The organism is Clostridium sp. 'deep sea' (assembly GCF_014931565.1).
In the GTDB taxonomy this organism is placed as follows: Bacteria; Bacillota; UBA994; order PWPR01; family PWPR01.
In genome coordinates, this window is record NZ_CP063353.1 from 656957 (window position 1) to 683118 (window position 26162).

Annotated in this window: 28 protein-coding genes; all 28 read right to left on the reverse strand. The window is 32.5% G+C overall.

All coding sequences use genetic code 11. The features are described from left to right. Nucleotides 1-6 precede the first annotated feature (6 nt). The 28 genes from IMX26_RS03135 to IMX26_RS03270 all read right to left on the reverse strand — a co-directional run bounded on the left by IMX26_RS03135 (nucleotide 7) and on the right by IMX26_RS03270 (nucleotide 26151). Nucleotides 7-1050, reverse strand: a complete 1044-nt coding sequence (locus IMX26_RS03135; protein WP_195160243.1) for a D-alanine--D-alanine ligase family protein — start codon at nucleotides 1048-1050, stop codon at nucleotides 7-9. Nucleotides 1051-1090: 40 nt separating this feature from the next. Further along, the gene (gene pyk, locus IMX26_RS03140; protein ID WP_195160244.1) at nucleotides 1091-2836 is read right to left on the reverse strand and encodes a pyruvate kinase; all 1746 of its coding nucleotides are present in this window, start codon (nucleotides 2834-2836) and stop codon (nucleotides 1091-1093) included. A 10-nt stretch (nucleotides 2837-2846) separates the two neighbouring features. Beyond that, nucleotides 2847-3464: a stage II sporulation protein M gene (locus tag IMX26_RS03145; RefSeq protein ID WP_195160245.1), complete on the reverse strand. Its 618-nt coding sequence runs from the start codon at nucleotides 3462-3464 to the stop codon at nucleotides 2847-2849. A gap of 578 nt (nucleotides 3465-4042) precedes the next feature. Continuing rightward, complete coding sequence (locus IMX26_RS03150; RefSeq protein WP_195160246.1) at nucleotides 4043-4579, reverse strand: 2-oxoacid:acceptor oxidoreductase family protein; 537 nt, start codon at nucleotides 4577-4579, stop codon at nucleotides 4043-4045. A 1-nt stretch (nucleotide 4580) separates the two neighbouring features. Beyond that, on the reverse strand, nucleotides 4581-5327 hold the full coding sequence (locus IMX26_RS03155) for a thiamine pyrophosphate-dependent enzyme (RefSeq protein WP_195160247.1): 747 nt from the start codon (nucleotides 5325-5327) through the stop codon (nucleotides 4581-4583). Continuing rightward, the gene (locus IMX26_RS03160; RefSeq protein ID WP_195161327.1) at nucleotides 5327-6391 is read right to left on the reverse strand and encodes a 3-methyl-2-oxobutanoate dehydrogenase subunit VorB; all 1065 of its coding nucleotides are present in this window, start codon (nucleotides 6389-6391) and stop codon (nucleotides 5327-5329) included. The genes IMX26_RS03155 and IMX26_RS03160 overlap by 1 nt, the downstream gene beginning before the upstream one ends. Next, on the reverse strand, nucleotides 6392-6625 hold the full coding sequence (locus IMX26_RS03165; protein WP_195160248.1) for a ferredoxin family protein: 234 nt from the start codon (nucleotides 6623-6625) through the stop codon (nucleotides 6392-6394). A gap of 11 nt (nucleotides 6626-6636) precedes the next feature. Continuing rightward, entirely contained in the window at nucleotides 6637-7335 is a 699-nt protein-coding gene (locus tag IMX26_RS03170; RefSeq protein ID WP_195160249.1) for a hypothetical protein, read from the reverse strand. Continuing rightward, the gene (gene buk / locus IMX26_RS03175) at nucleotides 7325-8389 is read right to left on the reverse strand and encodes a butyrate kinase (protein WP_195160250.1); all 1065 of its coding nucleotides are present in this window, start codon (nucleotides 8387-8389) and stop codon (nucleotides 7325-7327) included. Before buk (IMX26_RS03175) ends, IMX26_RS03170 begins: the two co-directional genes overlap by 11 nt. 12 nt (nucleotides 8390-8401) lie before the next feature. After that, nucleotides 8402-9301, reverse strand: a complete 900-nt coding sequence (locus IMX26_RS03180; RefSeq protein WP_195160251.1) for a phosphate butyryltransferase — start codon at nucleotides 9299-9301, stop codon at nucleotides 8402-8404. Nucleotides 9302-9312: 11 nt separating this feature from the next. Next, entirely contained in the window at nucleotides 9313-10386 is a 1074-nt protein-coding gene (gene buk, locus IMX26_RS03185) for a butyrate kinase (protein WP_207729313.1), read from the reverse strand. A 471-nt stretch (nucleotides 10387-10857) separates the two neighbouring features. Continuing rightward, complete coding sequence (gene spo0A, locus IMX26_RS03190) at nucleotides 10858-11604, reverse strand: sporulation transcription factor Spo0A (RefSeq protein ID WP_195160252.1); 747 nt, start codon at nucleotides 11602-11604, stop codon at nucleotides 10858-10860. Between the two features lie 86 nt (nucleotides 11605-11690). Further along, nucleotides 11691-13037: a SpoIVB peptidase gene (spoIVB, locus tag IMX26_RS03195; protein WP_195160253.1), complete on the reverse strand. Its 1347-nt coding sequence runs from the start codon at nucleotides 13035-13037 to the stop codon at nucleotides 11691-11693. A 266-nt stretch (nucleotides 13038-13303) separates the two neighbouring features. Next, nucleotides 13304-14977 (reverse strand): DNA repair protein RecN, encoded by a 1674-nt coding sequence (gene recN / locus IMX26_RS03200; protein WP_195160254.1) that lies wholly within the window; start codon nucleotides 14975-14977, stop codon nucleotides 13304-13306. Beyond that, the gene (locus IMX26_RS03205) at nucleotides 14978-15799 is read right to left on the reverse strand and encodes an NAD(+)/NADH kinase (protein WP_195160255.1); all 822 of its coding nucleotides are present in this window, start codon (nucleotides 15797-15799) and stop codon (nucleotides 14978-14980) included. It abuts the gene before it with no gap. Continuing rightward, nucleotides 15799-16341: a hypothetical protein gene (locus tag IMX26_RS03210; RefSeq protein WP_195160256.1), complete on the reverse strand. Its 543-nt coding sequence runs from the start codon at nucleotides 16339-16341 to the stop codon at nucleotides 15799-15801. The genes IMX26_RS03205 and IMX26_RS03210 overlap by 1 nt, the downstream gene beginning before the upstream one ends. A gap of 120 nt (nucleotides 16342-16461) precedes the next feature. Next, a complete protein-coding gene (locus tag IMX26_RS03215; protein ID WP_195160257.1) occupies nucleotides 16462-17247 on the reverse strand; it encodes a TlyA family RNA methyltransferase in 786 nt (261 codons plus the stop codon). Further along, nucleotides 17248-19122 carry a 1-deoxy-D-xylulose-5-phosphate synthase gene (gene dxs, locus IMX26_RS03220; RefSeq protein WP_195160258.1) on the reverse strand — a complete coding sequence of 625 codons (1875 nt, stop codon included), beginning with the start codon at nucleotides 19120-19122 and terminating at the stop codon, nucleotides 17248-17250. Nucleotides 19123-19135: 13 nt separating this feature from the next. Continuing rightward, nucleotides 19136-20032 (reverse strand): polyprenyl synthetase family protein, encoded by an 897-nt coding sequence (locus IMX26_RS03225; protein WP_195160259.1) that lies wholly within the window; start codon nucleotides 20030-20032, stop codon nucleotides 19136-19138. Next, nucleotides 20032-20256: an exodeoxyribonuclease VII small subunit gene (xseB, locus tag IMX26_RS03230; RefSeq protein ID WP_195160260.1), complete on the reverse strand. Its 225-nt coding sequence runs from the start codon at nucleotides 20254-20256 to the stop codon at nucleotides 20032-20034. The genes IMX26_RS03225 and xseB overlap by 1 nt, the downstream gene beginning before the upstream one ends. Then, a complete protein-coding gene (gene xseA / locus IMX26_RS03235; protein WP_195160261.1) occupies nucleotides 20240-21469 on the reverse strand; it encodes an exodeoxyribonuclease VII large subunit in 1230 nt (409 codons plus the stop codon). The genes xseB and xseA overlap by 17 nt, the downstream gene beginning before the upstream one ends. Beyond that, a complete protein-coding gene (gene folD, locus IMX26_RS03240; protein WP_207729339.1) occupies nucleotides 21456-22310 on the reverse strand; it encodes a bifunctional methylenetetrahydrofolate dehydrogenase/methenyltetrahydrofolate cyclohydrolase FolD in 855 nt (284 codons plus the stop codon). The genes xseA and folD overlap by 14 nt, the downstream gene beginning before the upstream one ends. After that, nucleotides 22307-23248: an O-sialoglycoprotein endopeptidase gene (locus IMX26_RS03245; protein ID WP_195161329.1), complete on the reverse strand. Its 942-nt coding sequence runs from the start codon at nucleotides 23246-23248 to the stop codon at nucleotides 22307-22309. The genes folD and IMX26_RS03245 overlap by 4 nt, the downstream gene beginning before the upstream one ends. Further along, on the reverse strand, nucleotides 23248-23652 hold the full coding sequence (gene nusB, locus IMX26_RS03250) for a transcription antitermination factor NusB (protein ID WP_195160263.1): 405 nt from the start codon (nucleotides 23650-23652) through the stop codon (nucleotides 23248-23250). The genes IMX26_RS03245 and nusB overlap by 1 nt, the downstream gene beginning before the upstream one ends. Before the next feature lie 278 nt (nucleotides 23653-23930). Continuing rightward, entirely contained in the window at nucleotides 23931-24308 is a 378-nt protein-coding gene (locus tag IMX26_RS03255) for an Asp23/Gls24 family envelope stress response protein (protein WP_195160264.1), read from the reverse strand. Between the two features lie 142 nt (nucleotides 24309-24450). Further along, nucleotides 24451-24984, reverse strand: a complete 534-nt coding sequence (locus IMX26_RS03260; RefSeq protein WP_195160265.1) for a SpoIIIAH-like family protein — start codon at nucleotides 24982-24984, stop codon at nucleotides 24451-24453. A gap of 1 nt (nucleotide 24985) precedes the next feature. Further along, nucleotides 24986-25579 (reverse strand): hypothetical protein, encoded by a 594-nt coding sequence (locus tag IMX26_RS03265; protein ID WP_195160266.1) that lies wholly within the window; start codon nucleotides 25577-25579, stop codon nucleotides 24986-24988. Nucleotides 25580-25581: 2 nt separating this feature from the next. Further along, nucleotides 25582-26151 carry a stage III sporulation protein AF gene (locus IMX26_RS03270; protein ID WP_195160267.1) on the reverse strand — a complete coding sequence of 190 codons (570 nt, stop codon included), beginning with the start codon at nucleotides 26149-26151 and terminating at the stop codon, nucleotides 25582-25584. Between the last annotated feature and the right edge of the window lie 11 nt (nucleotides 26152-26162).

The following is a 26162-nucleotide window of genomic DNA, read 5'->3' on the forward strand; positions in this document are numbered from 1 at the left end:
TTCACCTTATTTCTCTAATGCTAGTTTTAGTAGCTCAGTAATTAAATCTGTATAAGATAAACCCATTTGTAGCCATAGCTTTGGATACATACTAATGGGAGTAAAACCAGGCAAGGTGTTTATTTCATTTAACAATACCCTATTAGTGTCTTCTTCAACAAAAAAATCTACTCTTGCCAATCCTAAACACTGCAATACTTTAAAAGATTCAACACTAATCTTTTTTATTTGCTCAACTGTTTGCGCAGTTAAATTTGCTGGTATTTCATACTCAGCATTATCATTAATATACTTTGTATCATAGTCATAAAAATCTGCATTGGCTATTATTTCACCAGGTAAACTAGCTTTAGGGTTATAGTTGCCTAATACACTGCATTCAATTTCTCTACCAATAATGCCTTGTTCAACTATAACTCTATTACCAAATTGAAATGCAAGTTTTATGGCCTTTTGCAACTGCTGTTTGTTTTTTACTTTGCTAATACCTACACTAGAACCTAAGCAGGTTGGTTTAACAAATAACGGATAAGGAAACTGCTCACACTCTGTTAGGTATTGATTTGAATTCTGCTCATACTCTTGTTTATCAAAATAAATATAGGGTATTACAGGAATACCTGCTTGAACCAAAACATCTTTGGTAATTGATTTATCCATACAGATAGCAGAACCAGTAACGCCACTACCAACATATTTTTTATTTAGGGTATCAAACAAACCCTGAATTGTACCATCTTCTCCACCTGGTCCGTGTAATATTGGAAAAATTATATCACACTCATTTATCATATTAAACCAGTTATCTCCAACCCAAATATCCTGAGTATTTTGCCATGTTTTAGAGTTGATGTTTACCTCATCTCGGTTATTAATAAGCAAACCGGGGTCTACGTTTGCAACGAAGTCCCCTTTTTTTGTTATTCCTATAGTTGCAGGAATATATTTAGTTTTATCTATAGCATTTAAGATAGAATATGCTGAACTAACCGATACCTCATGCTCTTCTGATTTACCACCAAACATAATAAGTACTTTTTGTTTATTCATTTCTGTACACCTCGGATGTATGTTTTTATAATGTATTTTTTTATAAGATAGTTGCTCTTCCCGAGTAAATTAATCCTCTCTCACAATCAATAGTTATAAGCTCGCCATCTTTAACAAGCTTCATTATATCTTTAGCATTAACTACTACTGGTTTACCAAAGTTTAATCCAACAATTGCTGCATGTGATGTTAAACCACCTATTTCAGTTACAATACCCGCAGCTCTTGCCATAATTGGCACATAAGAAGCATCGGTATGAACACAAACAATAATGTTATCTGGATTAACTCTTGCTAAATCATTCCTATCTCTTATAACTACAGCTTTGGCTGTTATAGATTGTTTGCCAATACCAACACCCTGTGTTAGCACCTTTCCTACTGTATGAATTTTAATCAAATTTGTTCCTCCTGGCATTGCCGCTGGCACACCAGCAGTAATAATAACTAAATCTCCTTCATCAATAAGTTTATTACGTAATGCCACAGCTATAGATTCCTCTAGAACATCGTCTGTGTTCTCAAGTGGAGCAGAAGCCAATGCATTAACACCCCAAATTAAGTTAAGTTCACCCTCAATTTGAGACACTGGTGTTACTGCAATAATGTCAGCAGCAGGTCTATACTTTGCTATCATTCTAGCTGTATATCCCGACTGAGTTGGTGTAATAATTGCTTTAACACCTAACATTTGTGCCATTTCACATACTGTTTGACCAATGGCATCTGTTATACCTGTTTTATTAGATTCATCTTTTACAAAAGGTAACGGGTAATGTATTCCATGCTCTGTTGTTTCAGAGATTTTTCTCATCATTTTAACAGCCTCAACTGGGTATTGACCAGCCGCTGTTTCGCCAGATAACATAATTGCATCTGTGCCCTCAAAAATAGCATTAGCCACATCACTTGCTTCAGCTCGTGTAGGTCTCGGATTTCTAATCATGGAATCGAGCATTTGGGTAGCAATAATTACTGGTTTACCAGCTTTACGACAAAGCTTTATCATTTCTTTTTGTCTTAAAGGAACCTCTTCTGCTGGTATTTCTACTCCTAAATCACCACGAGCAACCATAATACCATCCGAAACCTTAATTATTTCTTGAATATTATTCAAACCCTCACGGTTCTCAATCTTAGCAATAATTTTAATACTAGAATGATACTCTTCTAGTATTTTTCTAATTTCAATTACATGATTTGCAGACCTAACAAATGAAGCTGCTATATAATCGTAGTGATGTTTAATAGCAAACTTAATATCTAAAATGTCTTTATCTGTAACAGCTGGCAATCCTAAAACAGCATCTGGTATACTAACTTTTTTTCTATTACTTACTACTCCACCATCAACTATGTAACACTCTATCTCTGTTTCATTTTTATTTATAACTTTTAAAGTTATGTTGCCATCATCTAAAAATATAGTATCATCTACGTTAACATAGTTCGGTAAGTCTATATAGTTAACATGCGATTTTTCACTTGTGCCTTCAAAGTCTTGGGTTGTTAATGTAACTTTTTTACCAGTTTTAAGCTCTTGTTTGCCATTCTTAAACAAACCTAACCTAATTTCAGGACCCTTTGTATCTAGCATGGTAGCAACTCTAGTTTTATTATTGCTAGCAACTGATCGTAAGAGGGTAAGTCTTTTTAACTGTTCCTCATGTGTACCATGACTAAAGTTAAAGCGAGCTACATCCATTCCATTAGCTATTAAATTAATAAGTATATCTTGGGAGTCGGTTGCTGGTCCTAAAGTACAAATTATTTTTGTTTTCCGCATTTGCTTCACCTCAATAGAAAATATTTAAGAAAAACTGCAATAATAATGGGCTAATATATACCTCAACTATACCAGAAAAAAGCAATAAAGCCAAAGCACAAAGGCTTAAAATTGTATATTCTTTGTAAATTTTATTCTTTCCAAAACTGCGCTTATTAATTAGCGTTCCACTATGTCTTTGTATTATAACACGACCAGCCACAACTGCTTGGAAAAGAAGTGTTGGAATTACAATTATAGTAGGTGGTATTAAGCTAAATATAACCAATAACCAACCTCTGCCACCCAAGTTCATTAAAGCATAGTTAATTGTAAAACCCAGTAAAAAGCCTTTTGCCCCCATTGCAAAGAAAATAATTAATATTCCTATTGAAAAAAGTCCACTAATTGCCATAATAACACCTAAGTAAATATTGCTTAAATTAATAGATCCAGAATTCACTTCATACTTACCCTGCTGTATTGTATTAATATAGTGCAACATAGAATTAGCCAACTCACTACTGTGAGCACTATTTAAATAAGTAGCGGACAATGAACCAGCTATTAGGCCTATAAAAAAAGTAACTAATAAAAAAATATATAGTTTTTTATTAGTTTTAATATGATATTTATAAAGCTTCTCCATCCGTTACAGCCTCCTTTTGCACTTCGATAATTTTTATGCAAAGGTAGTCCAAGTTATTCGTTTAGATGTTTTATTTTATAAAACATGGGGTGGGTGTTCCTGTTAGGAACACGGGGTGGACTTGGCTGACGCCAGCGTGGGGTAGACAACCCTTTGGGTTGCGGGGTGGATATGCTTTGCATATGGTAGCTATACGTTACGCTTTGCTTACGTGATTGTTGACTAAACATATCTTCTTTGGGTGGAGTATAGGCATCCTAAATGGAGTCATTATTATTACTATAAATACAACAAAAAATTAAATTATGTCATAGTATATGTATCCATAATGGATACTCTATAATATTTATCGAATATCAGACTACACTATTTAAATCCAAACCAGTGAACGAAGTGAAGAAAATACGTTTTGACCTGTCAAAACCTATCCCGTGTTCCTATAAGGAACACCCACTCCACGATGCCAAAGGCGAGTCCCCTCCTTAATTTGCAAAGCAAATTAACCACCCCGTGAAGCCCAACGGGCGAACCCACCCCAAAATAAAATAGCCACCCCCTGAAGGGTGGCGTATTTTATTTTATTTTATAAGTGAAGCACCTTTTGCCAAGGCTTTTTCATTTAATGGTAATAGATGATGATGTCTTTCTGGTAAAGCTTTCTTTAATGATTCTAGTACAGAGTCGTGTTTACAAGCCTTGCTATACTCTACTAATGCTCCTAAAGCAATAATATTTGCAACACGAGGGTTACCTAATTCTTTTGCTAAGTCATTACAATTAATAGCTAATACGGTAACGTCGTCGCGGCTTGGTTTTTCATCTATTAAGGAGCTATTATAAATGATTAATCCGCCTGGTTTAACTGAGCTTTCGAATTTTGTTAATGATGGTAAATTCATTGCTACTAGCGCAGAAGCAGATGTTACTAAAGGCGAAGCAACTGCTTGATCTGATACTATAACCATACAGTTTGCTGTACCACCACGCATTTCAGGACCATAAGATGGTAACCATGATACGTTTTTGTCTTCTAGCATAGCTGAGTAAGCCAATAATTGACCCATTAGCATTACGCCTTGACCACCAAAACCAGCCATAATTACTTTATGATTCATATTATTTATCCTCCTCAATATTTTTATAAACACCTAAAGGATAATATGGTAATAGATTTTCTTCTAACCACTTAAGTGAGTCTATAGGAGTCTTTCCCCAGTTTGTTGGGCATGTTGATAATACCTCAACAAGGCTAAAGCCTTTGCCTTCAACTTGGTTTTGGAAAGCCTTTTTAATTGCTTTTTTGGTTTTATTAATTTCTTTTACATTGTGTACTGATGTTCTTTCTATATACGCAGGACCATTCATTGTTCCTAACATTTCACTAACCTTTAATGGAAAACCAGCGGTTTCAATTTGTCTTCCATATGGAGATGTTGTTGTTTTTTGTCCTGGTAAGGTTGTTGGAGCCATTTGTCCACCAGTCATACCATAAATAGCATTGTTAACAAAAATTACTGTTATGTTTTCACCACGTGCAGCTGCGTGAATTATTTCAGCAGTACCAATAGAAGCTAAATCTCCATCGCCTTGGTAAGAAAATACAATACTATCTGGTACAGCTCTTTTAATTCCTGTGGCAACAGCTGGAGCTCTACCATGAGAGGCCTGTTGCATATCACAATTAAAATAGTTATAAGCTAATACAGAACAGCCTACAGGTGCAATGCCAACGGCTTTATCTTGTAAGCCTAGTTCATCTATTGCCTCTGCAACTAATCTGTGAATAATACCATGAGTACAGCCAGGGCAATAATGTGTTACGTTTGAAGATAAAGATTCTGGTTTTTTAAATACAACAGTCATTATTTAAGCCCTCCTAAAATTTCTCGTACTTTTCCTAATATTCCTTCTGGTGTAGGAATCATACCACCTGTTCTACCATAGAAGAACACAGGTTTTCTACCATTAACAGCTAACATTACATCTTCTACCATTTGACCAGTACTCATTTCTACAGATAAGAAAGCCTTTGTTTTATCAACATACTGGTTAAATACTTCTTTTGGGAAAGGCCATAATGTAATTGGGCGAATAATACCTAAATTAATTCCTTCTTCTTTAGCCATTTCAATAACGCTCTTAACTATGCGAGCTGTTGTTCCATAAGCTACTAAAATTAATTCAGCATTTTCGCAATTATATGTTTCACATCTAACTTCTTTGTTTTCAATTTCTTTATATTTATTAAATAACTCAATGTTATGATCTTCACAATCTTGGGGATCTAAGAACAATGAATTAACAATGTTCTTTTCTCTACGACCACGCATACCTGTAGTAGCCCAGTCTTTTTCTGGCAAGTTTATTTTAGCGCGCTCTTTAAACTCAACAGGCTCCATCATTTGACCCAACATACCATCACCAATAACCATAACTGGATTACGGTATATATCTGCTAAATCAAAAGCATCTTGAATTAAGTCAACCATTTCTTGTACAGTAGCAGGAGCTAAAACAATTAAACGATAGTCGCCATGTCCTCCACCTTTAGTAGCTTGAAAGTAGTCTGACTGAGCAGGCTGTATACCACCTAAACCAGGGCCACCACGAACTATGTTAACAATTACACATGGTAATTTAGCACCAGCTATATAAGAAATTCCCTCTTGTTTTAAGCTGATTCCAGGACTTGAGGATGATGTCATTACTCTAATTCCTGCGCCTGCTGCACCATATACCATATTTATTGCTGATACTTCACTTTCAGCTTGTACAAATACCCCATCTACTTGTGGTAATCTGCGAGACATATATTCAGGTATTTCATTTTGTGGTGTTATAGGATAGCCAAAAAAGTGTTTACATCCAGCCTTAATTGCGGCTTCACCAATAGCTTCATTACCTTTCATTAACTTCTTAGCCACAATTTATTCCTCCTCTTTCACTTCACGGTGAATTTCAATTACTACATCTGGACACATTTTTGCACAAAAAGAACAGCCAATACATTTAGATTTATCTGTTACTGTTGCAACAAAATAACCTTTTTTGTTAATCCTATCGCTCATCTTTACGATGTCTTTAGGACATACCTGTGTACACAACGCACAACCCTTACATCTATCTTCTTGAAATACTGGATAAGAAAATGTTTTTGCCATAATGAACCTCCTTACTTCTTACGCCATTCTGGTGATAATTGCAAATCTAATGAAAAGAACTTAGTATCAATATTTGGATAAACATTATCCTTTACTCTGTTCTTATCAATCGCTGTAAATACTATTGGCACTTGCATTAGTTTAGCAGCATCTTCCACAATACTAAAACATTCTTCTATATGCTCATTAGATGTTTCATAAAGTAAGTTAGTATTGTTAATAATGCCATTTATTTTAACCTTAGAAGTTTTCATAATTCCTTCAGCTAAAATCTTAATTTTTTCACCGCTACTTTGAAATGGTCTTGCTGGATTAACCACTAGAAACATCTTGGTATCTTCAGGAATTCTATCTGAAAATCTCCCCATTACTCTTGCCCCTACATCGTCTCCACCAACATCTATAATAGCATAGATTTCTGGATTTTTCAGTATCCTATATATATCAGCTGGTAAAGCTGGTAAATCTGCGGTATTTAGCTTTCCTTTAGGAATAACTACCTCAACATTTTGTTTTTCAAGAAACTCTTTAGCCTCTCTTGATCTAAAGTAGGGGTTAACTATATCTAAATCTGCAATTGCTACTTTATCTTTTAGCTGTTTCATAGCAATTGCATAATTAACTGCTATCTCAGATTTACCACTACCATAACCACCACAAAAAATTGTTGCTTTAGCTAGGTTGTTAGATAAATCATATTTAGTAAACATTAACATCTTCCTCTTTATTTAATACCCTAAGGGCTCCTAATGCTAATGCTTCCATTTCCATTTCGCCTGGTACAATTTTAACGGGTGCTATAAACTCCACTGCTTTTGTAACCCATGGCATTAGGTATTCTTTATCATAGGCTAAACCGCCGGTAATAACTATTGCATCAGTTTCTCCCTTACAACCTGCCGCTAAACCACCAATTTCTTTAGCAATTTGGTAAGCCATCGCTTTATAAACTAACAAGGCTTTTTCATCACCTTCATTTATACGTTTACAAACTTCACGACCATCATTGCTATCTAAATAAGCAACTAAGCCACCCTTACCCTTTAGCAGTTTTTTTACTTGGCCCAGGTTATACTCACCAGAAAAACAAAGCTTTGCTAAACCACCAGCAGGCAAACTACCAGCACGCTCTGGGGTAAATGGTCCATCACCATCAAGGGCATTATTTACATCAACAACCCTGCCATTTTGATGTAGCCCAACCGATATACCTCCACCTAAGTGTACAACAATCATATTAAGCTCTTCATATTTTTTACCCATTTCTTTTGCGACTTTACGGGCAACTGCTTTTTGATTTAAGGCATGAAAAATACTCTTTCTAACTAGCTTAGGATGACCACTTAAGCGTGCAATATCAGTCATTTCATCTACAACTACTGGGTCTACAATATATGATGGAATATTGTACTCTTTAGCTATTTCATAAGCGATTATGGCTCCTAAGTTGGAGGCATGTTCGCCATACTTACCAGATTTTAAGTCAGTTAACATATTATCATTTACTTCGTATGTTCCACCTGTTAAAGGTCGCAATAAACCACCTCTACCAACAATAGCTGATAAGTTATTTAAGTTAATTTTATTTTCTTTTAATGAATCTAAGATTACTTTTTTTCTAAACTCTAATTGCTCTATAATATTAGAATACTTTGATATCTCTTCTGATGAATGTCTTAAAACTTCTTCTAAAATTTCATTTTCACCATTATAAACACTAAACTTAGTTGATGTTGAACCTGGATTAATTGCTAGTATTAACAATTTTGCTCCTCCTTACGCCATTAGTACTGCAGCGGCAATCGAGTTAACTTTTGCATCATGGCTGTCAGCACGTGAAGTTAAAATTATAGGAGTTTTTGCTCCAACTACAAGACCAGCACATCTTGCACCAGCAAAGTAAACCATGCTCTTATATAGTACATTTCCAACCTCAATATAAGGCACTAAAAGTATATCTGCATCACCAGCAACTGGGCTCTTTAATCCTATATGTTGCGCTGCTTCTTTAGAAATCGCTCCATTTAAATTAATGGGACCATCTACTATACAGTTTTTAATTTGACCTCTATCATTCATCGACTTTAACATTGCTGCATCAATAGTAGCAGGCATAGCAGGATTAACTTTTTCTACTGCACATATAGGCGCTACCTTTGGTGTCTCTATATTTAACACCTTTTGAGCAACAACTACCGAGTTATTTATTAACTCAACTTTTTGTTTAATGTCTGGTGTAATATTCATTCCACCATCTGTCATTAATACTAATTTATTAAATCTTTGAGCCTCTAAAATTGCTATATGACTTAATAGTTTACCTGTACGTAATCCAAACTCTTTGTTTAATACTGCTTTTAAAATTACAGATGTACTAACTAAACCTTTCATTACCAACTGGGCTCTATTTTGGCTAACCTCTTTTACAGCTATTAATGAGGCTTTTTTCTCGTCTGTTTCATGTATTATACTTATATCGTTTAAATCAAAGTTCAACTGCTTGGCAATTTGTTGTATTTTTAATTTATCACCAACTAATGTGAACTCTGCAATACCCAACTCTTTGGCTTCTTTAACAGCCATTAAAACATCAATATCTGCTGCCACGGCTACAGCAATTCTTTTTTGCTCACACTTTACAGCAGCGTCTCTTAGTTCATTAAAATTTTTAATCATTTTAAACCTCCTTATTTAAAAGTATATTCTTTAGCTTGCTCTTGACCGCTTAATACTCTATAAGCGCCCTCAGCTAAGGCTATTAATTCATCTTCTCCCGGATATATCCGTATTGGTATAGCAAAACTATTTAAGTATTCTGCTATTTCATTTGTTAACTGCTTTGAATAAGCTAGTCCACCTGTTAGTATTATGGCTTTTGCTTCTCCATGTAAAACTGTTAACATTCTACCAATTTCTTTTACAATTTGATAACACATAGAGTGCCAAACTTTGTTGGCGTTCTCATTACCATTTTTAATCATTTTTTCAACTTCACGTAAATCATTTGTACCTAAGTAACCAATTAAGCCCGACTTTTTGTTTAACTCTTTTGTTATTTCTTTAGCATTATTATATTCTCCACTAAAACAGAGTTTAACTAAATCTCCAGCAGGAACTGTGCCAGCTCTTTCAGGTGAAAAAGGTCCCATATCATTAGCATTATTAACATCTATTATTTTTCCTTGTTTTAAAGGAACAACTGATATGCCTCCACCTAAATGGGCAATTACTAAGTTAATGTTTGCAAGCTTTGCGTTCACATCATTTGCGAATCTATGGCTTACAGCTTTTATATTTAAGGCATGAGATAAACACTTTCTTTTTAACTGTGGGATTCCAGAGATACGTGCCTCATCTATCATTTCATCAACAGCTACAGGATCTACAATATAGGCCTTTGTTTGCCACTGCTCTGCTAAACTACTTGCCATTAAGCCACCTAAGTTAGAGGCATGTTCACCTTGAACCCCAATTTTCAAATGTTCTTTCATTAAGTCATTAATGTTATAGGTTCCACTTGGCATAGGATTTAACAAACCACCCCTACCAACTACAGCCTCTATTTTACTTGTGTCAACATTATTTTGCTTAATAAACTCATAAATAGATTCAATTCTAAAGCTTAGCTGATCAGTTATGCAATTATATTGCTCTATTTGCTCATTGCTATATCGTAATACTTCTCTAAGAAGTTCTTTTGAATTATCAAATAATGCAACTTTTGTAGACGTTGAACCAGGATTAATAGTTAATATTAACAAAAAACATATCTCCTTTCGTTAAAAAGTGTTTTTAAACGCTTTTCATTTTAAAATTATTTTAGATAACAGGCATTACATATTCATATATTTATTAAAAGTTACCTGATATTTTGTTGATATATCAATTATATATTTAATAAAAAAAGGTTGCAATATTATTTTATGTAATAAGTGAACAAGCTGTAATGTTATAACACCAACTGTTACATAACAATTTTTTTTTAAATGATAATGAGTTTTCATAATACATGTAATTAGTTATAAATTATACATAAAATATTATATTTGCTCTATATAAATAGTACATTTTAATTCTAATTTTTTTATATTATAGTTTATGTTTTTAAAAATAAAATACCCACTAGGCTTAGCCTTTTAGGTATTCTACCTTTATGTACATTACTAATAAAAATTTTCCCTCTGAAATATGACTTTTATAACGTAATAAAAAATAAAATAAAAAAATAATTGCTACACATACTTAAGTCTTATATTATCTGCTACTAAAGCAATAAATTCTGAGTTTGTAGGTTTACCTCTATCACTATCTATAGAGTAACCAAAAAACTCATTTAATGAGTCAACATTACCTCTTCTCCACGCTACTTCTATAGCGTGCCTAATGGCTCTTTCAACTCTACTAGCTGTTGTATTATGCATTATAGCTATTTCAGGATACAGAACCTTAGTTATACCACCTAACAAAGATGTGTCATCTATAACCATTCTTATTGAATCACGTAAATACAAGTATCCTTTTATATTAGCTGGTATACCAAACATATGTAAATAACTAGAAATTTCCGCTTTAATACCACCTTCACCTCTTAGCGGTGTACCTGTACTAGTGATTCCGCTATACATTTGTCGTATTCTACTAGCTAATACATCAAGATTAAATGGTTTAAGAATATAGTAAGCTGCTCCTAAATCAGCTATTCTTTTTGTCATCTGCTCTTGTCCAAATGCTGTTAACATAATAACTCGAGTTTTACATGATGAGTCTTTGCGCAACTTCTCTAAAACACCGATACCATCTAAGTGAGGCATAATAATATCTAGAACTATAACATCTGGATTTTTACCTTTTATTATCTCCAAAGCTTCGAGTCCATTATGCCCCACGCCAACAACTTCAAAGTCATTTTGTGACTTCATATAGTCACACATCATTGCGCAAAATTTTTCGTTGTCATCAACAACTGCCACACGGATCATGCTATCACCTCTCAATATATCTAAGTTACTTTTTCTTCAGAGGCAAAAATTTCCCTTCCCATAATTTGATAAAATAACTGCGTGTTCTACCGACTACGCCTTTTTTGCCATATATTTGTCGATATCTGTCGCAGTTGAATATTTAAAAGCTCAGATTCATATACCATATTCTCTATATAGCAGCCATATCCTCTTTTAGGATTATTTAAAAATACATGGGTTACAGCACCAATTATATTTCCATTTTGAATAATTGGACTTCCTGACATACCTTGTACAATACCACCTGTATATTCTAATAGTCTTTTGTCTGTGATTTCTATTACCATTCCTCTAGTATCTCCACTATAATTTCTAGTTGTTCTCACAATTTTTATTTCAAATTCTTCAATTTTCATGTCATCTATAACTGTTAAAATTGTTGCTTTACCTTCTTGAATTGAACTGCTTAAAGCAACAGGGTAGGTTTTTTCTGTTAAAAAGGCATTATCTAAAATATCACCATAAATACCATATTGACCATTTTTATTAATGCTGCCAGCTAAGTTATGTCTATTTACTGCTACAGCATTTTTTTGTCCAGGTATACCTGGCAAAGATTTTTCTATTGATGTAACAGAAGCCCTGGTTATGCTACCTGCTCTAAACTTAAAATTTGAATTGCTATCAGGATCGGAAACAGGGTGTCCTAAAGCACCAAATGTTTTAGTTACAGGATCAATATATGTTAATACACCAATACCAGATATGCTATTTTTTCCGTATACCCCAATTTTGTATTTGCCGTCTATCTTAGACTTTATTGCTTTAACATTTACTGTTTGAACACTCTCATTTTTTCTAATAGTTAATGTTAACAGAGTATTCTTTATTGCTTCTCTATTAATAATGACTTCTAAATCTTCAAAATTAATTATCTCATAACCATTTACTTTTAAGATATAATCACCAGTTCTTATTCCAGCTTTTTCTGCTGGTGAAATACTGCTACCTCCATTATTCATTTTCATTAAACCTGTTACAAGAATACCATCTGTATGCAAATATACACCTAATGTATGACCACCAGCAATAAAGTTTAGTTGAGGTAAAACGTTAATATTTATTGTTTGTATGGGAATAATACCTAATAACTTAACTTGCAACTTAGCCTCACCAGTTGTTATTGGTTCAAAGCTAAATCCACTTTTTATTTTATTGTTAATTTCTTTTTCATCAAAGGTTGCTACATTTACTATATCTTTTGAAGTTAAACCAATGTTTAAAATATTAGGATACGCAAAAGGTAAATAATGTGGATTACCATCAATAATGTTTACATGGCTTGGCAGAGTTAAAATTGTTTTCACAGGCTGTGTTTGACAAATAAATATTAGTGTTAAAGCTAAAATCCATCCACAAATTTTTTTGATATTTGCTTTTTTGGTTGTCATTATTAGAACTCCTTACGTTAAGTATTCTTTCGTCTTGTTCTAATAAATTAACCCTTTATGTTGTTTAATATGTGTTATTAGCACTTGGAAATGTATGCTTCATTTCATAAATTAAAGGTTTAAAAATTAAAAATGACAAGCTACTTTAATTACTGGTAGCTTGCCAAAATATTTATTGAATATTTTAACTTAGTTTGATTGCTCAAACTAGTTTAAATAGCTAAATTGTATCTCTACATTGTTTAACAAGTTATTTTTTGAACCTTTTAATTGTTTAATAGTTTAAACGCATGTTCTCTTGTTACTTTATCTGTTTCATCTGATCCTAACATTCTCATAATCTCAATTACCCTAGCTTTATCTTCTATTTTTTCAATTTTAGTTATAGTTCTGTTATTTTTTATGTTTTTTTCAATTTTAAAATGATGATTACCTTTAGCCGCAATTACCGGTAAATGTGTAACACATAAAACTTGTAAATTATTTGCTAAGTCATAAAGTTTATCTGCAACAGCCTTTGCCACTTGTCCTCCAATACCTACATCGATTTCATCAAAAATAATAGCTGAAACATCGTTTTCATTTGTTATAAGAGCCTTTATTACCAACATTAAACGTGACAGCTCACCACCAGATATAACCTCACTCAATTCATTTAAAGGCTCTCCTTTATTAGCAGAAAATAAAAGTTTTACCTGATCACTACCTTCTTTTGTTATAAGGTTATCATTATAGTTAACTTGGCAGGCTATTTTTGCATATTGCATACCTAAATCGCTTATATCTTTTTGTATTTTTTTGCAAAAGTCATTTGCCACACGTGTTCTAACATTAGATAACTTTTTTGCTAACACAAAATAGTCTGTTTTCAATTTATGTATATTTTTTATTATTATATTTCGTTCTTCTGTACTGTTTTCTAACTTATAAATTTTGTCATCAACTTTAGTTGCATACTCTAATATTTTGTTTATACTATCGCCATATTTTCTTTTAAGATTATTTATATCATTTAAGCGCTCTTCAATAAAATCTAGTCGTTGTGGGTTAAAATCTAGTTGATTAAGGTAGGAACTTATTTCTCCACTTAGCTCTTGGGTATTGTAATAGATTGAACTTATCATTTCATATATATTTTTTATAGAGTCATCAATACTTGAAAACTGGGCTAATTTTGAGGCACAATTTCCTATATTATCTATCAATGATATCTGAGAACTGTCATTAAAAAAAACACTCTCTACTTCACCTAAAACACTGTTTATTTTTTCTACACTTCTTAGTAAGGTGCTTTCTCTCTCCAAGTCGATATCTTCATTTATCTCTAAATTAGCATTCTCTATTTCTTCATATTGATATCTAAGGATATCTAACTCTCGTGCAACAATTGTATCATCTGCTCCAAACTCTTGTAATTTATTGTTCTCAACAGCTATTTTTTGTAGTATTTTACTTATATCATTTTTTATTTTAGAGATCTTATCGAAACCCCAAGTGTCTATTAATAAACGCTGATACTGTTCCTGTAATAGCTTAGTGTGTTCATGTTGGCCATAAATATTAATTAAGTAATTTCCTATTTGCTTTAACATGTTTAAAGTAACAGGTATACCATTTATTAAGTTTTTATTTCTACCATTTCGAGATATCTCTCTATCTACTATTAAAATATTATCTTCATAATCTATACCAAATAACTCAAGCTTTTCTTCTAAAGCTTTAATGTTTTCAATTTTAAAAGTGGCTGTAATTTTGCACTTATTAGCCCCTGATCTTATAAAAGTAACTGAACTTCTGCCACCAAGCGCTAAGCCGACGGCATCAATCAATATTGATTTACCAGCACCAGTTTCTCCGGTTAAAATATTTAAGTTATTAAAAAAGTCGATATTTGCATTCTCTACAAGGGCGAAATTTTTTAAACTTAAACCAATTAACATTTAGTATCCTCCTTGAGCCTCTGTTCTTCTTAATTTTTTTCTCATAACGTTATAAAAATTTAAAGGTTTTATTCTTACTAAATTTACATAAGTGGGCGACTTTTTTATTATTACTATATCATTTTGTTTAATATTAAAATTTTCCTGACCATCAACTGTTAAATATATTAATTCATCTCCGTGGGTAATTATTTGCAACTCAGACTCTGGCGGTATAACTAATGGTCTTGCATAAAGTGCATGAGCTGCAATGGGGGTAATTAACATTAACTCCATATTGGGATTTACTAAAGGGCCACCTGCCGATAACGAATAGGCAGTAGATCCGGTTGGTGTAGCTACAATTAGTCCATCTGCTGGATATGTATCTACCCATGCACCATCTACTTGTACCTCTATTCTACTCATGCGAGATAATATTCCTTTAGCTACCACAGCCTCGTTTAAAACATGCGAGTCAAATACTGTTTCATTGTTTCTTATTACTTCTATGTTTAAAGTCATACGTTTATCTATCTGATATTGGTTTTTTATAATAAGTTTTAAAGACCGCCATAAGTCTTTTGCTTCAACCTCACTCATAAAACCCAATCTACCAAAGTTTACCCCTAATATGGGAATATCACTAAATTGTTTTTTACGAGCAAAATGTAATAGTGTTCCATCTCCTCCTAACACTATAGCTAAATCTATATTGTGGTAGTTGTTATTAGGATTAATATAGGAATTTATATTATGTTTTTCGAGCCACATTGATATTTGTTTAGCAACATTCAGGATATTTTGCTTCTTATTGTTGGGTAATATAGCAATATTTTTCATTATAATACTCCACTCTTTTTTAAAATAATGACAAACATAACTACTATCATAATAGTCATAAAGAACAATAAAAGATACAAGTATTTAAGTTTTGTAGCTCTTTTAAAAGTATAAACTTGATACTTATCCTTGTCTTTATCAAATAACACAACACCATCTACATCCATACTACTTTGTATCTCTAAAATAGGGGTTCTTATATCTGGTGAATTATATCTCTTACCTTCCATATTTGCTGTTTTAATTTTTAATAGATATTTCTTATGGTCTTTTTTTAGTAACGCAATATTTCTACCTGAAATAATATGCGCCTCTTTATCGTCAACCCAAAAGTTTAAATGTAATTCATCTATGTTGTTTATAAACGTAAAATCGTGTTCCTCAAGATACCTAATTATTCTTGAGTTCTTAGTTTTCTTTTTACTTTCACTATCAATTACTATATTATTATTTTTGTTATAGAGTAGCTTATATAAAATGACCACAATTATGATAGTAATAATTAAAGCCATTATTGCTAAATCTTGCACAGTTAATAACATTTTATCACTCACTTTATTGCTGTTTTAGCAGCTTAATTACTAGAGTTTTTTTACCTAAATACTTATTTTATTTGCTGACAAAAATCTCTTTTTATACCTTTATAACTAAATAGTGTTCTATTATTTATGCAGTTTATGTGCGCAGCTTACTATTTCTTTTACATCAATACTGTTAAAACATTCTTCTTTATTATAAATAAAATGCGCTAAAAACTCTATATTTCCAGACTGACCTTTATTTGGTGATGAGGTTAGGTTTATTAGCTTAAAACCTAAAAATCCAGCCTCATTAATTACATTTTGAAGTATTCTAATATGCTCTTTGGCATGTTTTATCACACCTTTATTTGCCCTTCGTTTACCTGCTTCAAATTGGGGCTTTATTAGGGCAATAAATGGACTATTGCTAGCTAATAGCTTTGTTAAAATTTTAAAAACATGGACCAAAGATATAAACGATACATCTGCTATTGCTATATCTATTTTCTCAAACATATCTCTAGTGAGATCTTTAAGGTTAATACCCTCATAGTTAATAATATTAACATTATTGCATAAACTTTTGTGTAGTTGATCATGCCCTACATCTACGGCATAAACTTTTTTTGCTCCATGTTTTAAAGCACAGTCTGTAAAGCCACCTGTAGATGCTCCTATATCTAGCACTTCTTTATTCGTGAAATCTAGTTTAAACTCCTTTATAGCATGCTCTAACTTTAAACCACCTTTGCTTACATAAATACAGGGGTTACTAATTACAATAACTTCATCACTAACACTAACTTTATGGCTGTTTTTTTTAACCACAAAATCATTTACCTTTATGACCCCAGATTTTATATAGTACTGAGCCTTAGACCTACTTTCAGCAAGCCCTTTAGCTACTAAATAGTTATCTAATCGCATTTAATCACCAATTTTTAATTCCTTTATAATTGTGTTACACACAGACTCTTTATCTAATCCCAGCTCTTTTTTTAATAGTGTTACGTTACCATGAGAAATAAATCTGTTAGGAATACCCAATGCCACATAATTAATGTTTATGTTGTTTTGTGTTAACAGTAAAGCAATTGTTTCTGCCATACCTCCGTTAAGAACATTATCCTCCAGTGAAACTAAGAGTTTGTTATTATTACAAAGCTTTATTAAGAGTTGTTCGTCAAATGGCTTAATAAATCTACTATTAATCACCGTTGCACTTATACCCTTTTCTTTTAAACATGTAACACACTCAAAAGCAGTTGCAACCATATTACCTACGGCCCAAATTACAACATCTTCACCCTCACAAATTATTTCTGCTTTACCTAGCTGAAGTAGCTGTGAGTCTTTAGGCTTATTATACAGCTCACTATCTCCTCTTGGGTATCTAATTGCAACAGGACTCTGTTGATTAACTGCAAACTCTAACATTTCATCCAACTCTATACCATTACTTGCTGCCATTACAGTTAAACTTGGTACTGTTTTTAAGAAAGATAAATCAAAAGCACCGTGGTGTGTTGCTCCATCGGCTCCTACTAAACCTGCTCTATCTAAAGCAAATACTACTGGTAATTTTTGCAATGCAACATCATGTATTATTTGATCATACGCTCTTTGCATAAAGGTTGAATATATGGCTACAATTGGTCTTAGCCCAGCTGCGGCCATGCCCGCAGCTAGCGTAACAGCATGTTGTTCTGCAATAGCAACGTCAAAAAATCTTTTTGGATACTGTTTAGCAAACTTATCAAGTCCTACTCCCGAACTCATTGCAGCTGTGATGGCTGTAATTTTATTATTATTTTTAGCTAGCCTAACAATACTATCACCAAAGGCTTTACTAAACGTTTTTTTCTTTTTTAATTTGAGTGGCTGACCTGTTTCTATATTAAAAGGAGATACCCCATGATATTTATCAGGGTACTGCATTGCAGGGGCATAACCATTACCTTTTTTAGTAACGCAATGTACTATTACTGGAACCTCTGAGCTAGCAGCCTGATCAAGGGCTATTTTCATTTCCTCAATATTATGTCCATCTATTGGACCTATATAGGTTAAGCCTAATTCTTCAAAAATAACGCCATTTAACATAAAATATTTTAAGCTATTTTTTACTCTTTCAATAGTATTAGAAACGCCTTTACCCACTAAAGGTATTTTCTGTAAAAACGATTCAGTATTTCTTTTTAGTTTTTCGTATTTAGGATGAGTTCTTAAGCCATTTAAATAACGAGGTATAGCCCCTGTATTAGGAGATATAGACATTTGATTATCATTAATAATAATAATAACTTTTTTTTGTAAGTGGCCTATATTATTAAGAGCCTCCCAGGCCATGCCTCCAGTTAGTGAACCATCACCAATAACAGCAACTATATGTTCATCTCTGTTATTAAGATCTCTCTCTATAGCAAATCCTAAAGCAGCAGATAAAGATGTAGTGCTATGTCCTGCCCCAAAAATATCGTGTTTATTTTCAGTTATTACAGGATAACCGCTTAATCCCTGATATGTTCTAATGGTAGAAAACTGTTGCTGTCTACCTGTTAATAGTTTGTGAGCGTAAGCCTGATGGCCTACATCCCATATTATTTTGTCTGTAGGACTATTAAACACACTGTGTAATGCTAAAGTAAGCTCAACTACACCAAAATTAGAGGCTAAATGTCCACCATTAACAGCTACAGTTTCAATAATTATTTTTCTGATATCTTCGGCTACAAAGTAAAGCTCTTTAGTAGTATATTTTTTTAAGTCTTGGGGTTCTTTTATAGAAGATAATAATGACATAAATCTCACTCTCTCAATACTGTCTATTTACAATAAAACTAAATAGGTTATTAATTGTTTCTGCTTTTGCTCCTAAAAAGCTGATTAGCTGCAAAGCTTCCTTTAATAACTCTTGGTACTTACTTATAGCATTTTCCATGCCAAATATTGATACATAGGTTAGTTTACCTAATTCTTTATCTCTACCTATGGTTTTACCAAGAGTTTGTTGATCTCCAACTACGTCTAGTACATCATCTTTAATTTGAAATGCTAATCCTACATTTTCAGCAGCTTTGCTTACTTTTATCAACTCTTGTTCACTTGCATCAGCCAAAATTGCTCCCATTCTAATAGCTGCTTTAATTAAGGAACCAGTTTTATATTTATGAATATACTTTAAGTTCTCTTCATTATGTTCTATTAAACCTTTTTCAGCCATTATATCGTAAACCTGACCACCAGTAATTCCATAAGTTGAAGCCCCAGTTGATAACTCTTGTATTAATTTCACAATTTTATCGCTATGTGTATATTTACTTTGTTCAGTAGAAATAAGGTAAAAGCTATGTGCTAACAAGGCATCGCCAGCCAATAAAGCCATGGCATTACCAAATTTTTTATGACAGGTAGGAATACCTCTCCTAAAATCATCATTATCTAAAGTTGGCAAGTCATCATGTATAAGTGAAAAACAATGAACTAACTCTAATGATAAAGCTGCAGGATAAACATTTTTAGTTCCTGCAAATGCTTTATAGGTCTCTAACATTAAGATAGGTCTAATTCGTTTACCATTACTTAATACACTATACCTCATTGCCTCATGCAATTTACTTGGTTTCTCGTTAAGATTTGGTAAGTATCTGTTTAGTTCAATATCTATTAACTCTTTGTTAGTTTTTAAATATTGCTTAAGATTAAAGCTCATTATTTAAATTCCTCAAAAACTATTGCGTTTTCTTTCTTTTTAATTATTTGTACTTTTTCTTCAGCTTTATCTAGTTCTTTTTGGCAGAAATTAACAAGCTCTACTCCTTCATTAAATTTCTCCATGAGTATTGGTAAAGTTAGCTCTTCATTTTCTAATAATTTTACTATTTCTTCTACTTTACTCATTGCATTTTCTAAAGTTAGGTTATCTGTTTTGCTCATTTTTATTAACCTCTTTATCTAAAACTTGGGCTTTTATACTGCCGTCATTAAATACTACCTTTATATTTTCATCTTGTTTAACATCTGCAACTGATTTTATTACTTCACCTTTTATATTATAAACCAGTGTATATCCTTTTGCTAATTTTAATTGAGGTTTAAGCTCATATAGGCGTTTTTTTAAATACTCAAGTTTAGTTACTTTTTGATTATATTTAAGTGCAAACTGTAGCTGCAAATTCTTATATAAAAACTTAATTTTTTCTTTCTTTTGAGTAATTTTATTAGTTGGTTGAGCCAATAATAATTTTTTAGATATTAAGCTTAAATTACTACGTTTTTTATTTAAACTATGCATATAACTATTTACAAGTTTATCTAACAAATAGTCACAATCTCTTTGTAACTCAAAAATATCTGGAACTACTAATTCTCCAGCGGCTGTTGGGGTAGCTGCTGTTTTATCAGCGGCTAGGTCTGCAAGTGTTGTATCAATTTCGTGCCCAACGGCCGAAACTACTGGTATTGCAGATTCTCTTATTGCCTTAATGACACACTCTTCGTTAAAAGACCAAAGCTCCTCTGTTGCTCCACCGCCTCTGCCAACTATAATAGTATCTATATCAGTAACTTCATTTAGTAGTTTAATTGCTTTTACAATTTCAGCTGCAGAGTCCATACCCTGGACTTTAGCAGGTGCTAAAATTATTTGTACTGGTGGATATTTATTCTTTATAGTTCTAATTATATCGTGAACTGCTGCCCCTGTAGCAGAAGTTACAACGCCAATCTTTTTAGGTATTTTAACGATATTTCTTTTAAATTCTTTATTAAAGTAACCTAGTGTTTCAAGTTTTTCCTTAAGTTCTAAGAACCTAAAATGCAAATCACCTACCCCCATAGGATGTAAGCTATCTACATAAATTTGATACTCTCCACTTTTTGGATATACAGAAAGCCGACCTTGAACCAGTACTTGCATACCGTCTTTAGGTCGGAAAGTTAACATTCTGCTTTGTCTATTAAACATTACACACTTTACTCTGTCGCTGTTATCCTTTAAAGAAAAGTAAAGATGTCCTGATGTATGTCTTTTAAAATTTACTATCTCACCAGAAATCAACATAAAGTTGAATATGTTTTGTTCTTCTATAAATTGCTTTAATAACTTATTTACTTCGGTTACTGTGTATACTCTATTACGCCTTTGCATGATTAATAGCTGACTTAATAGTGTTTTTCATTAACATAATGATTGTCATAGGACCAACACCACCAGGAACTGGAGTAATAGCTGAAGCCTTTTTAGAAACCGCTTCAAAATCTACGTCACCAACTAATCTTCCATCATCAAGTCTATTAATGCCTACATCAATAACAGCTACGCCGTCTTTTACCATATCAGCTGTAATTAAATTTGGTTTACCTACAGCCACTACTAAAATATCAGCTTGTTTTGTATGAAAAGCTAAGTCTTTTGTTTTAATATGACATACAGTAGCAGTAGCCTCTCTGTTTAGTAACATGGTTGCCATAGGTTTTCCAACTATGTTACTAGCTCCTACAATGACTGCATCTTTACCAGCTATCTCAATATTTGATCTGTCAAGTAACTCTATTACTCCGTGTGGAGTACAAGACCAATAACTATCTTCGTTTAAAAACATTTTTCCGATATTTATAGGGTGAAATCCATCTACATCTTTTTTATAGTCTATGGCATTAATCACTGCTTCACTATCGATGTGTGCAGGTAAGGGCAATTGAACTAAGATACCATGAATAGAATCATCATTATTTAGTTCATAAATAGTTTTTAAAAGCTCTTCTTGAGTAATATCAGTATCATACTTAACTTTTTTAGAGTAAATACCTATTCTCTTACAGGCTCTCTCTTTTGATCTTACATAGGTTTTAGAGGCTGGATCCTCACCTACTAAAACAACAGCTAAGCCTGGCATTATACCTTGTTCTTTTAGTTCTACAACCTGCTGTTTTAACTCATTCTCTATGGTTTTTGCTATACCTTTTCCATCAATTAATGTAGCCATTATACTTCCTCCTGCTTTTCGTATTTTTTTAATGCTAAAAGTGCTGTTCCAACAGCATTATCACTACTATAACTAGTGTTACAAAAGCAAATATTATAGGGCATTCTTTTTACCAAATCATTTCTGATAAATGAATTAGCTGCAACCCCACCAACAATTAAAACTTTATTATACTTTGTTTTGCTATAAGCGTACCTTATAACTTTTTCTAGTGTCCGTGAAATAGACATAAATACCATTTTACTTAAGCTTTCTTTACTTACCCCATTATCAAACAATCTCTTTGCAGCAGACTCTGGCCCCGAAAAGCTCATATTATACTTGTTTACATGAGATGGTAATCTTTCATCAAAGTTGCTACTTTGTTTTGACCATAAATCCATAGTTTTACCAGCCGGAAACTCTGCTCCTAACATTACACCTACTCTATCAACAAATTGGCCAGCATGTAAATCAGTTGAACAGCCTAAATCTGTTATCTTCATGTTATTAACAGCTCCACTTACCTCTAATATATCACTAGTGCCACCAGAGATATGAATTACTAATATTTTTGATTTATTATTTAAGCCTTTAGTAGACCATAACCCAGCTGCAATATGTCCCTCTTGATGTGAAAACTCATATAAAGGTATATTGAGGCTTTTCGCCATTAGGTTAGCAACAGTTTGTCCTACTTTAAAAACTGGCATATAAGAGTTTAAATGTGGTTTAGGTTTTACAGAAACTGCAACTGCTTTTAAAGGATATGCACGATAATCATTGGCTAGTTCATTCAGGTTTTTAACATGCTGAAAAACAGCCTCAGATTGCCGTAATCCTCTTTTTCCTAACTTAACATCTAAAACTTTTCTTAGGTCTAGTTTTACTTCATTATGATCATTACTTTGTACAATGGCTAATGATGTGGTGTAAGCACTTGTATCTATACCTAAAAACATCACTCAAAATCCTTTAGTAATTCGCTATTACCCAATACTCCATTAATGTATTTAAAAGATTTATCTTCACTATACGATTTGGCAATCTCCACCGCCTCGTTGGCCACCACCTGTTTTGGTGTGCCTTGTTTCACCATTTCAACCAAAGCAATTCTTAAAATATTTCTATCTAAATAACTTAAGCGATTAAGCTCCCAGCCTTTTAAACATCGAGCAATAGCTTTATCATACACTGCTGTATTATCAATGACCTCATTTACTAAAATCATCATAAATTCATTATCTTTTTCATTTAAATCCATTAACTCTTTAATGGTTTCTACTGTTAATTCATACTGATTATTGCCAATATCCCACGCGTACAGCATTTGCAGTGCGCCCTCACGTGCTTGCCTTCTGCCCATTATAACACCTCAATTATTCTAAATAAAAGATATTTAGAATGTTGCTTTCATTGTTTATTATTAACAATCTCTTTATTATTGAAACTTTTATTACTATACCAAATCTTTTGTTATTAGTATACATTATTATTTGCACACATAAATATGGACGAACAAACGCACACCTAAAGTGCAACATTTACCCGCCCAGTTTTACTTGTTTAGGTAGCAGATACTTTATTAAATAAATTAAAATACCCACCATATACTTAATAAATTAACTGAGGTAATAATTGATATTATTCGGTTAAATTATTTTTATCTGATTTTGATGATGTAAATGCTATACCTTGAACAAATACATTAACTGTTTGAACAGATAATCCTGTCATTGTTTCAATAGAGCGCTTAATATTGGATTGCACTTTTTTTGCAGCCTCAGGAATATGTACACCATATTTTACATTAACATGAACATCTACATCAACAACATTATCATTGATTTGTGCTTTTACGCCCTTTGAATGACCTTTGCCACTCATCATATCTCTAATGCCACCTGCAAAGCTTGCAGTTAATCCAGAAACTCCATCAATTTCGGCAGCTGCTATTTTTGCAATTACAGTTACTACATCATCAGCTATTCTTATATTTCCAATTTGTTGTTTTTCGTTCACGTAAAACGCCTCCTTATACGACTCATTAATTATATCATATATAAAAATTAGTGCGCAACAAAGGCTATTGAAATTTATTTTAACATTACTTGAATTTTATTTAATAATTACAAATAGCCTTTTATATTACTTATGTTTATTATTACTTTTGAACAATATTAATATTACTGTATTTAATTTTCAGCATTCTTGAAACAGTATCTAGTATTTGACTAGCTTTGGTTTGGTCAAACTCATTTGCTAATACTATAACCGATACTTCATTTCCACTTACAAATAAAACAACATCACTTAAACCTCTAACCTTCAATAAATTTTCTACCTGATTCTCTAACTCTCCTAAGTTTAATAACTTTTGCAAATCTGATTGGGCTTTTTGCTTTACTGTGCTATCTTCATTATCTAATAAGTCCTTAAGTATATCAATATGTTTTGACCTTACACTATTTCTTTCTATTCGATAATTAACAAAAAAGTCATCTGAATTTTCTGTTGGTGCTGTAGCCTCTATAACTGGATTATTTACCTGATAATCGCGCAAAGCTTTACTTACAGCAGCCTGTTTTTCTCTCTCTAAAACCTTTGTTCTATTCATTATCATAATAAAATGGGCAGCTACAATTACAACAATTAATACAACAATGTAAAAGATAAGTTCTTTTTTTCTGATATACATTTTATTTACCTCCAGGCATAACTGATATTTTGTAAGCAGGAATATTAAAATAAGTGCAAATAGCTTCTATTAACATTGCCTTAACTTTAAGGTTAGTAGCTCCCGAAGCTATTACTATTACTCCCTCAATTTCTGGAGACTCAACCTCTAAAAAAACTGTTTTATAACCACTACTTGAGCTCTCTTGAACTGTTTTTTGAATAATTCTTACTTCTTTAGTAGTTCTTGTAATGCCAGTAGAATCAATTTCTTCTATAGTTTTTTCTGTTTTATCTTCATCTATTGCCCTAATTTTAGACTCATCTTTGCTTATTCTAATCATTACTTGTACTCTACCGCAGTTTTTTATATCACTTAAAAACTTAGATAAATCCTTTTCTAGTTGCTGCTCCATCTCTCTCCAAACAGTACCTTTTACTGTAGACATTGTAGGTGTTATTTCTTCATTTATAACTAAAGGAGCTTTAACTGGCTCAGATGATGGTGTTATCATTTTAATTGCAACTAATGCTACAACAGCTACTAACAATAATGAAAATATCACTTTATTATCTTTGATTATTTTAGTTAATTCCTCTTTAAAACCACCTAGCATATTTACCCCTCACTCTCTAGCGAGATTTTAAGATTCACTTCTTTTCCAAAGTTTGTTGTTAACCACTTTTTTATTTCACTATGCATTGTATTAGTATTCTCATTTACAGCCATTACTTCAGCGGTGTCTTCACTAGAACTCTGCATAACTTTAATACTTACATTTTGAATATAACCAAACTCTTTACTATTACTATCTTCATTTATGACTAAATTAGTTACCGTAACAGTATTATTAGTTAAAATACTTAAGTCATTTTCAAGTCGCTCTATTATTTTTTGTTTATATAAATTTACAGCATCTTCATTATTGTTTAGGGTTTGTGACATAGCATAAACTCTATTTTCTTGAAACTCAAAGTTCTTTTGATGTTGCATCCAAGAGTTTACTAAAAAATCTGAACCCTTAACGGCCTCTACCACAGGCTGAACAATTAACAGCATTACAACTAAGCTTAAAACAAATCTAATGTAGCTTTTTATTTTACCTGAAGGCATAATTAACTTGACCATGGTTATTAAAAAAATAACTACAATTAGGTTACTTAGCCATGACTCAATAAAACTCAGCATTCTTATGTCTC

What these genes read in the sequence shown, in the direction of transcription:
- IMX26_RS03135 (WP_195160243.1), bottom strand. Translation starts at nt 1,050, where the DNA reads ATGAATAAACAAAAAGTACTTATTATGTTTGGTGGTAAATCAGAAGAG.
- pyk (WP_195160244.1), bottom strand. Translation starts at nt 2,836, where the DNA reads ATGCGGAAAACAAAAATAATTTGTACTTTAGGACCAGCAACCGACTCC.
- IMX26_RS03145 (WP_195160245.1), bottom strand. Translation starts at nt 3,464, where the DNA reads ATGGAGAAGCTTTATAAATATCATATTAAAACTAATAAAAAACTATAT.
- IMX26_RS03150 (WP_195160246.1), bottom strand. Translation starts at nt 4,579, where the DNA reads ATGAATCATAAAGTAATTATGGCTGGTTTTGGTGGTCAAGGCGTAATG.
- IMX26_RS03155 (WP_195160247.1), bottom strand. Translation starts at nt 5,327, where the DNA reads ATGACTGTTGTATTTAAAAAACCAGAATCTTTATCTTCAAACGTAACA.
- IMX26_RS03165 (WP_195160248.1), bottom strand. Translation starts at nt 6,625, where the DNA reads ATGGCAAAAACATTTTCTTATCCAGTATTTCAAGAAGATAGATGTAAG.
- IMX26_RS03170 (WP_195160249.1), bottom strand. Translation starts at nt 7,335, where the DNA reads ATGTTTACTAAATATGATTTATCTAACAACCTAGCTAAAGCAACAATT.
- IMX26_RS03180 (WP_195160251.1), bottom strand. Translation starts at nt 9,301, where the DNA reads ATGATTAAAAATTTTAATGAACTAAGAGACGCTGCTGTAAAGTGTGAG.
- spo0A (WP_195160252.1), bottom strand. Translation starts at nt 11,604, where the DNA reads ATGATCCGTGTGGCAGTTGTTGATGACAACGAAAAATTTTGCGCAATG.
- spoIVB (WP_195160253.1), bottom strand. Translation starts at nt 13,037, where the DNA reads ATGACAACCAAAAAAGCAAATATCAAAAAAATTTGTGGATGGATTTTA.
- recN (WP_195160254.1), bottom strand. Translation starts at nt 14,977, where the DNA reads ATGTTAATTGGTTTAAGTTTAAAAAATTTCGCCCTTGTAGAGAATGCA.
- IMX26_RS03205 (WP_195160255.1), bottom strand. Translation starts at nt 15,799, where the DNA reads ATGAAAAATATTGCTATATTACCCAACAATAAGAAGCAAAATATCCTG.
- IMX26_RS03210 (WP_195160256.1), bottom strand. Translation starts at nt 16,341, where the DNA reads ATGTTATTAACTGTGCAAGATTTAGCAATAATGGCTTTAATTATTACT.
- IMX26_RS03215 (WP_195160257.1), bottom strand. Translation starts at nt 17,247, where the DNA reads ATGCGATTAGATAACTATTTAGTAGCTAAAGGGCTTGCTGAAAGTAGG.
- dxs (WP_195160258.1), bottom strand. Translation starts at nt 19,122, where the DNA reads ATGTCATTATTATCTTCTATAAAAGAACCCCAAGACTTAAAAAAATAT.
- IMX26_RS03225 (WP_195160259.1), bottom strand. Translation starts at nt 20,032, where the DNA reads ATGAGCTTTAATCTTAAGCAATATTTAAAAACTAACAAAGAGTTAATA.
- xseB (WP_195160260.1), bottom strand. Translation starts at nt 20,256, where the DNA reads ATGAGCAAAACAGATAACCTAACTTTAGAAAATGCAATGAGTAAAGTA.
- xseA (WP_195160261.1), bottom strand. Translation starts at nt 21,469, where the DNA reads ATGCAAAGGCGTAATAGAGTATACACAGTAACCGAAGTAAATAAGTTA.
- IMX26_RS03245 (WP_195161329.1), bottom strand. Translation starts at nt 23,248, where the DNA reads ATGTTTTTAGGTATAGATACAAGTGCTTACACCACATCATTAGCCATT.
- nusB (WP_195160263.1), bottom strand. Translation starts at nt 23,652, where the DNA reads ATGGGCAGAAGGCAAGCACGTGAGGGCGCACTGCAAATGCTGTACGCG.
- IMX26_RS03260 (WP_195160265.1), bottom strand. Translation starts at nt 24,984, where the DNA reads ATGTATATCAGAAAAAAAGAACTTATCTTTTACATTGTTGTATTAATT.
- IMX26_RS03265 (WP_195160266.1), bottom strand. Translation starts at nt 25,579, where the DNA reads ATGCTAGGTGGTTTTAAAGAGGAATTAACTAAAATAATCAAAGATAAT.
- IMX26_RS03270 (WP_195160267.1), bottom strand. Translation starts at nt 26,151, where the DNA reads ATGCTGAGTTTTATTGAGTCATGGCTAAGTAACCTAATTGTAGTTATT.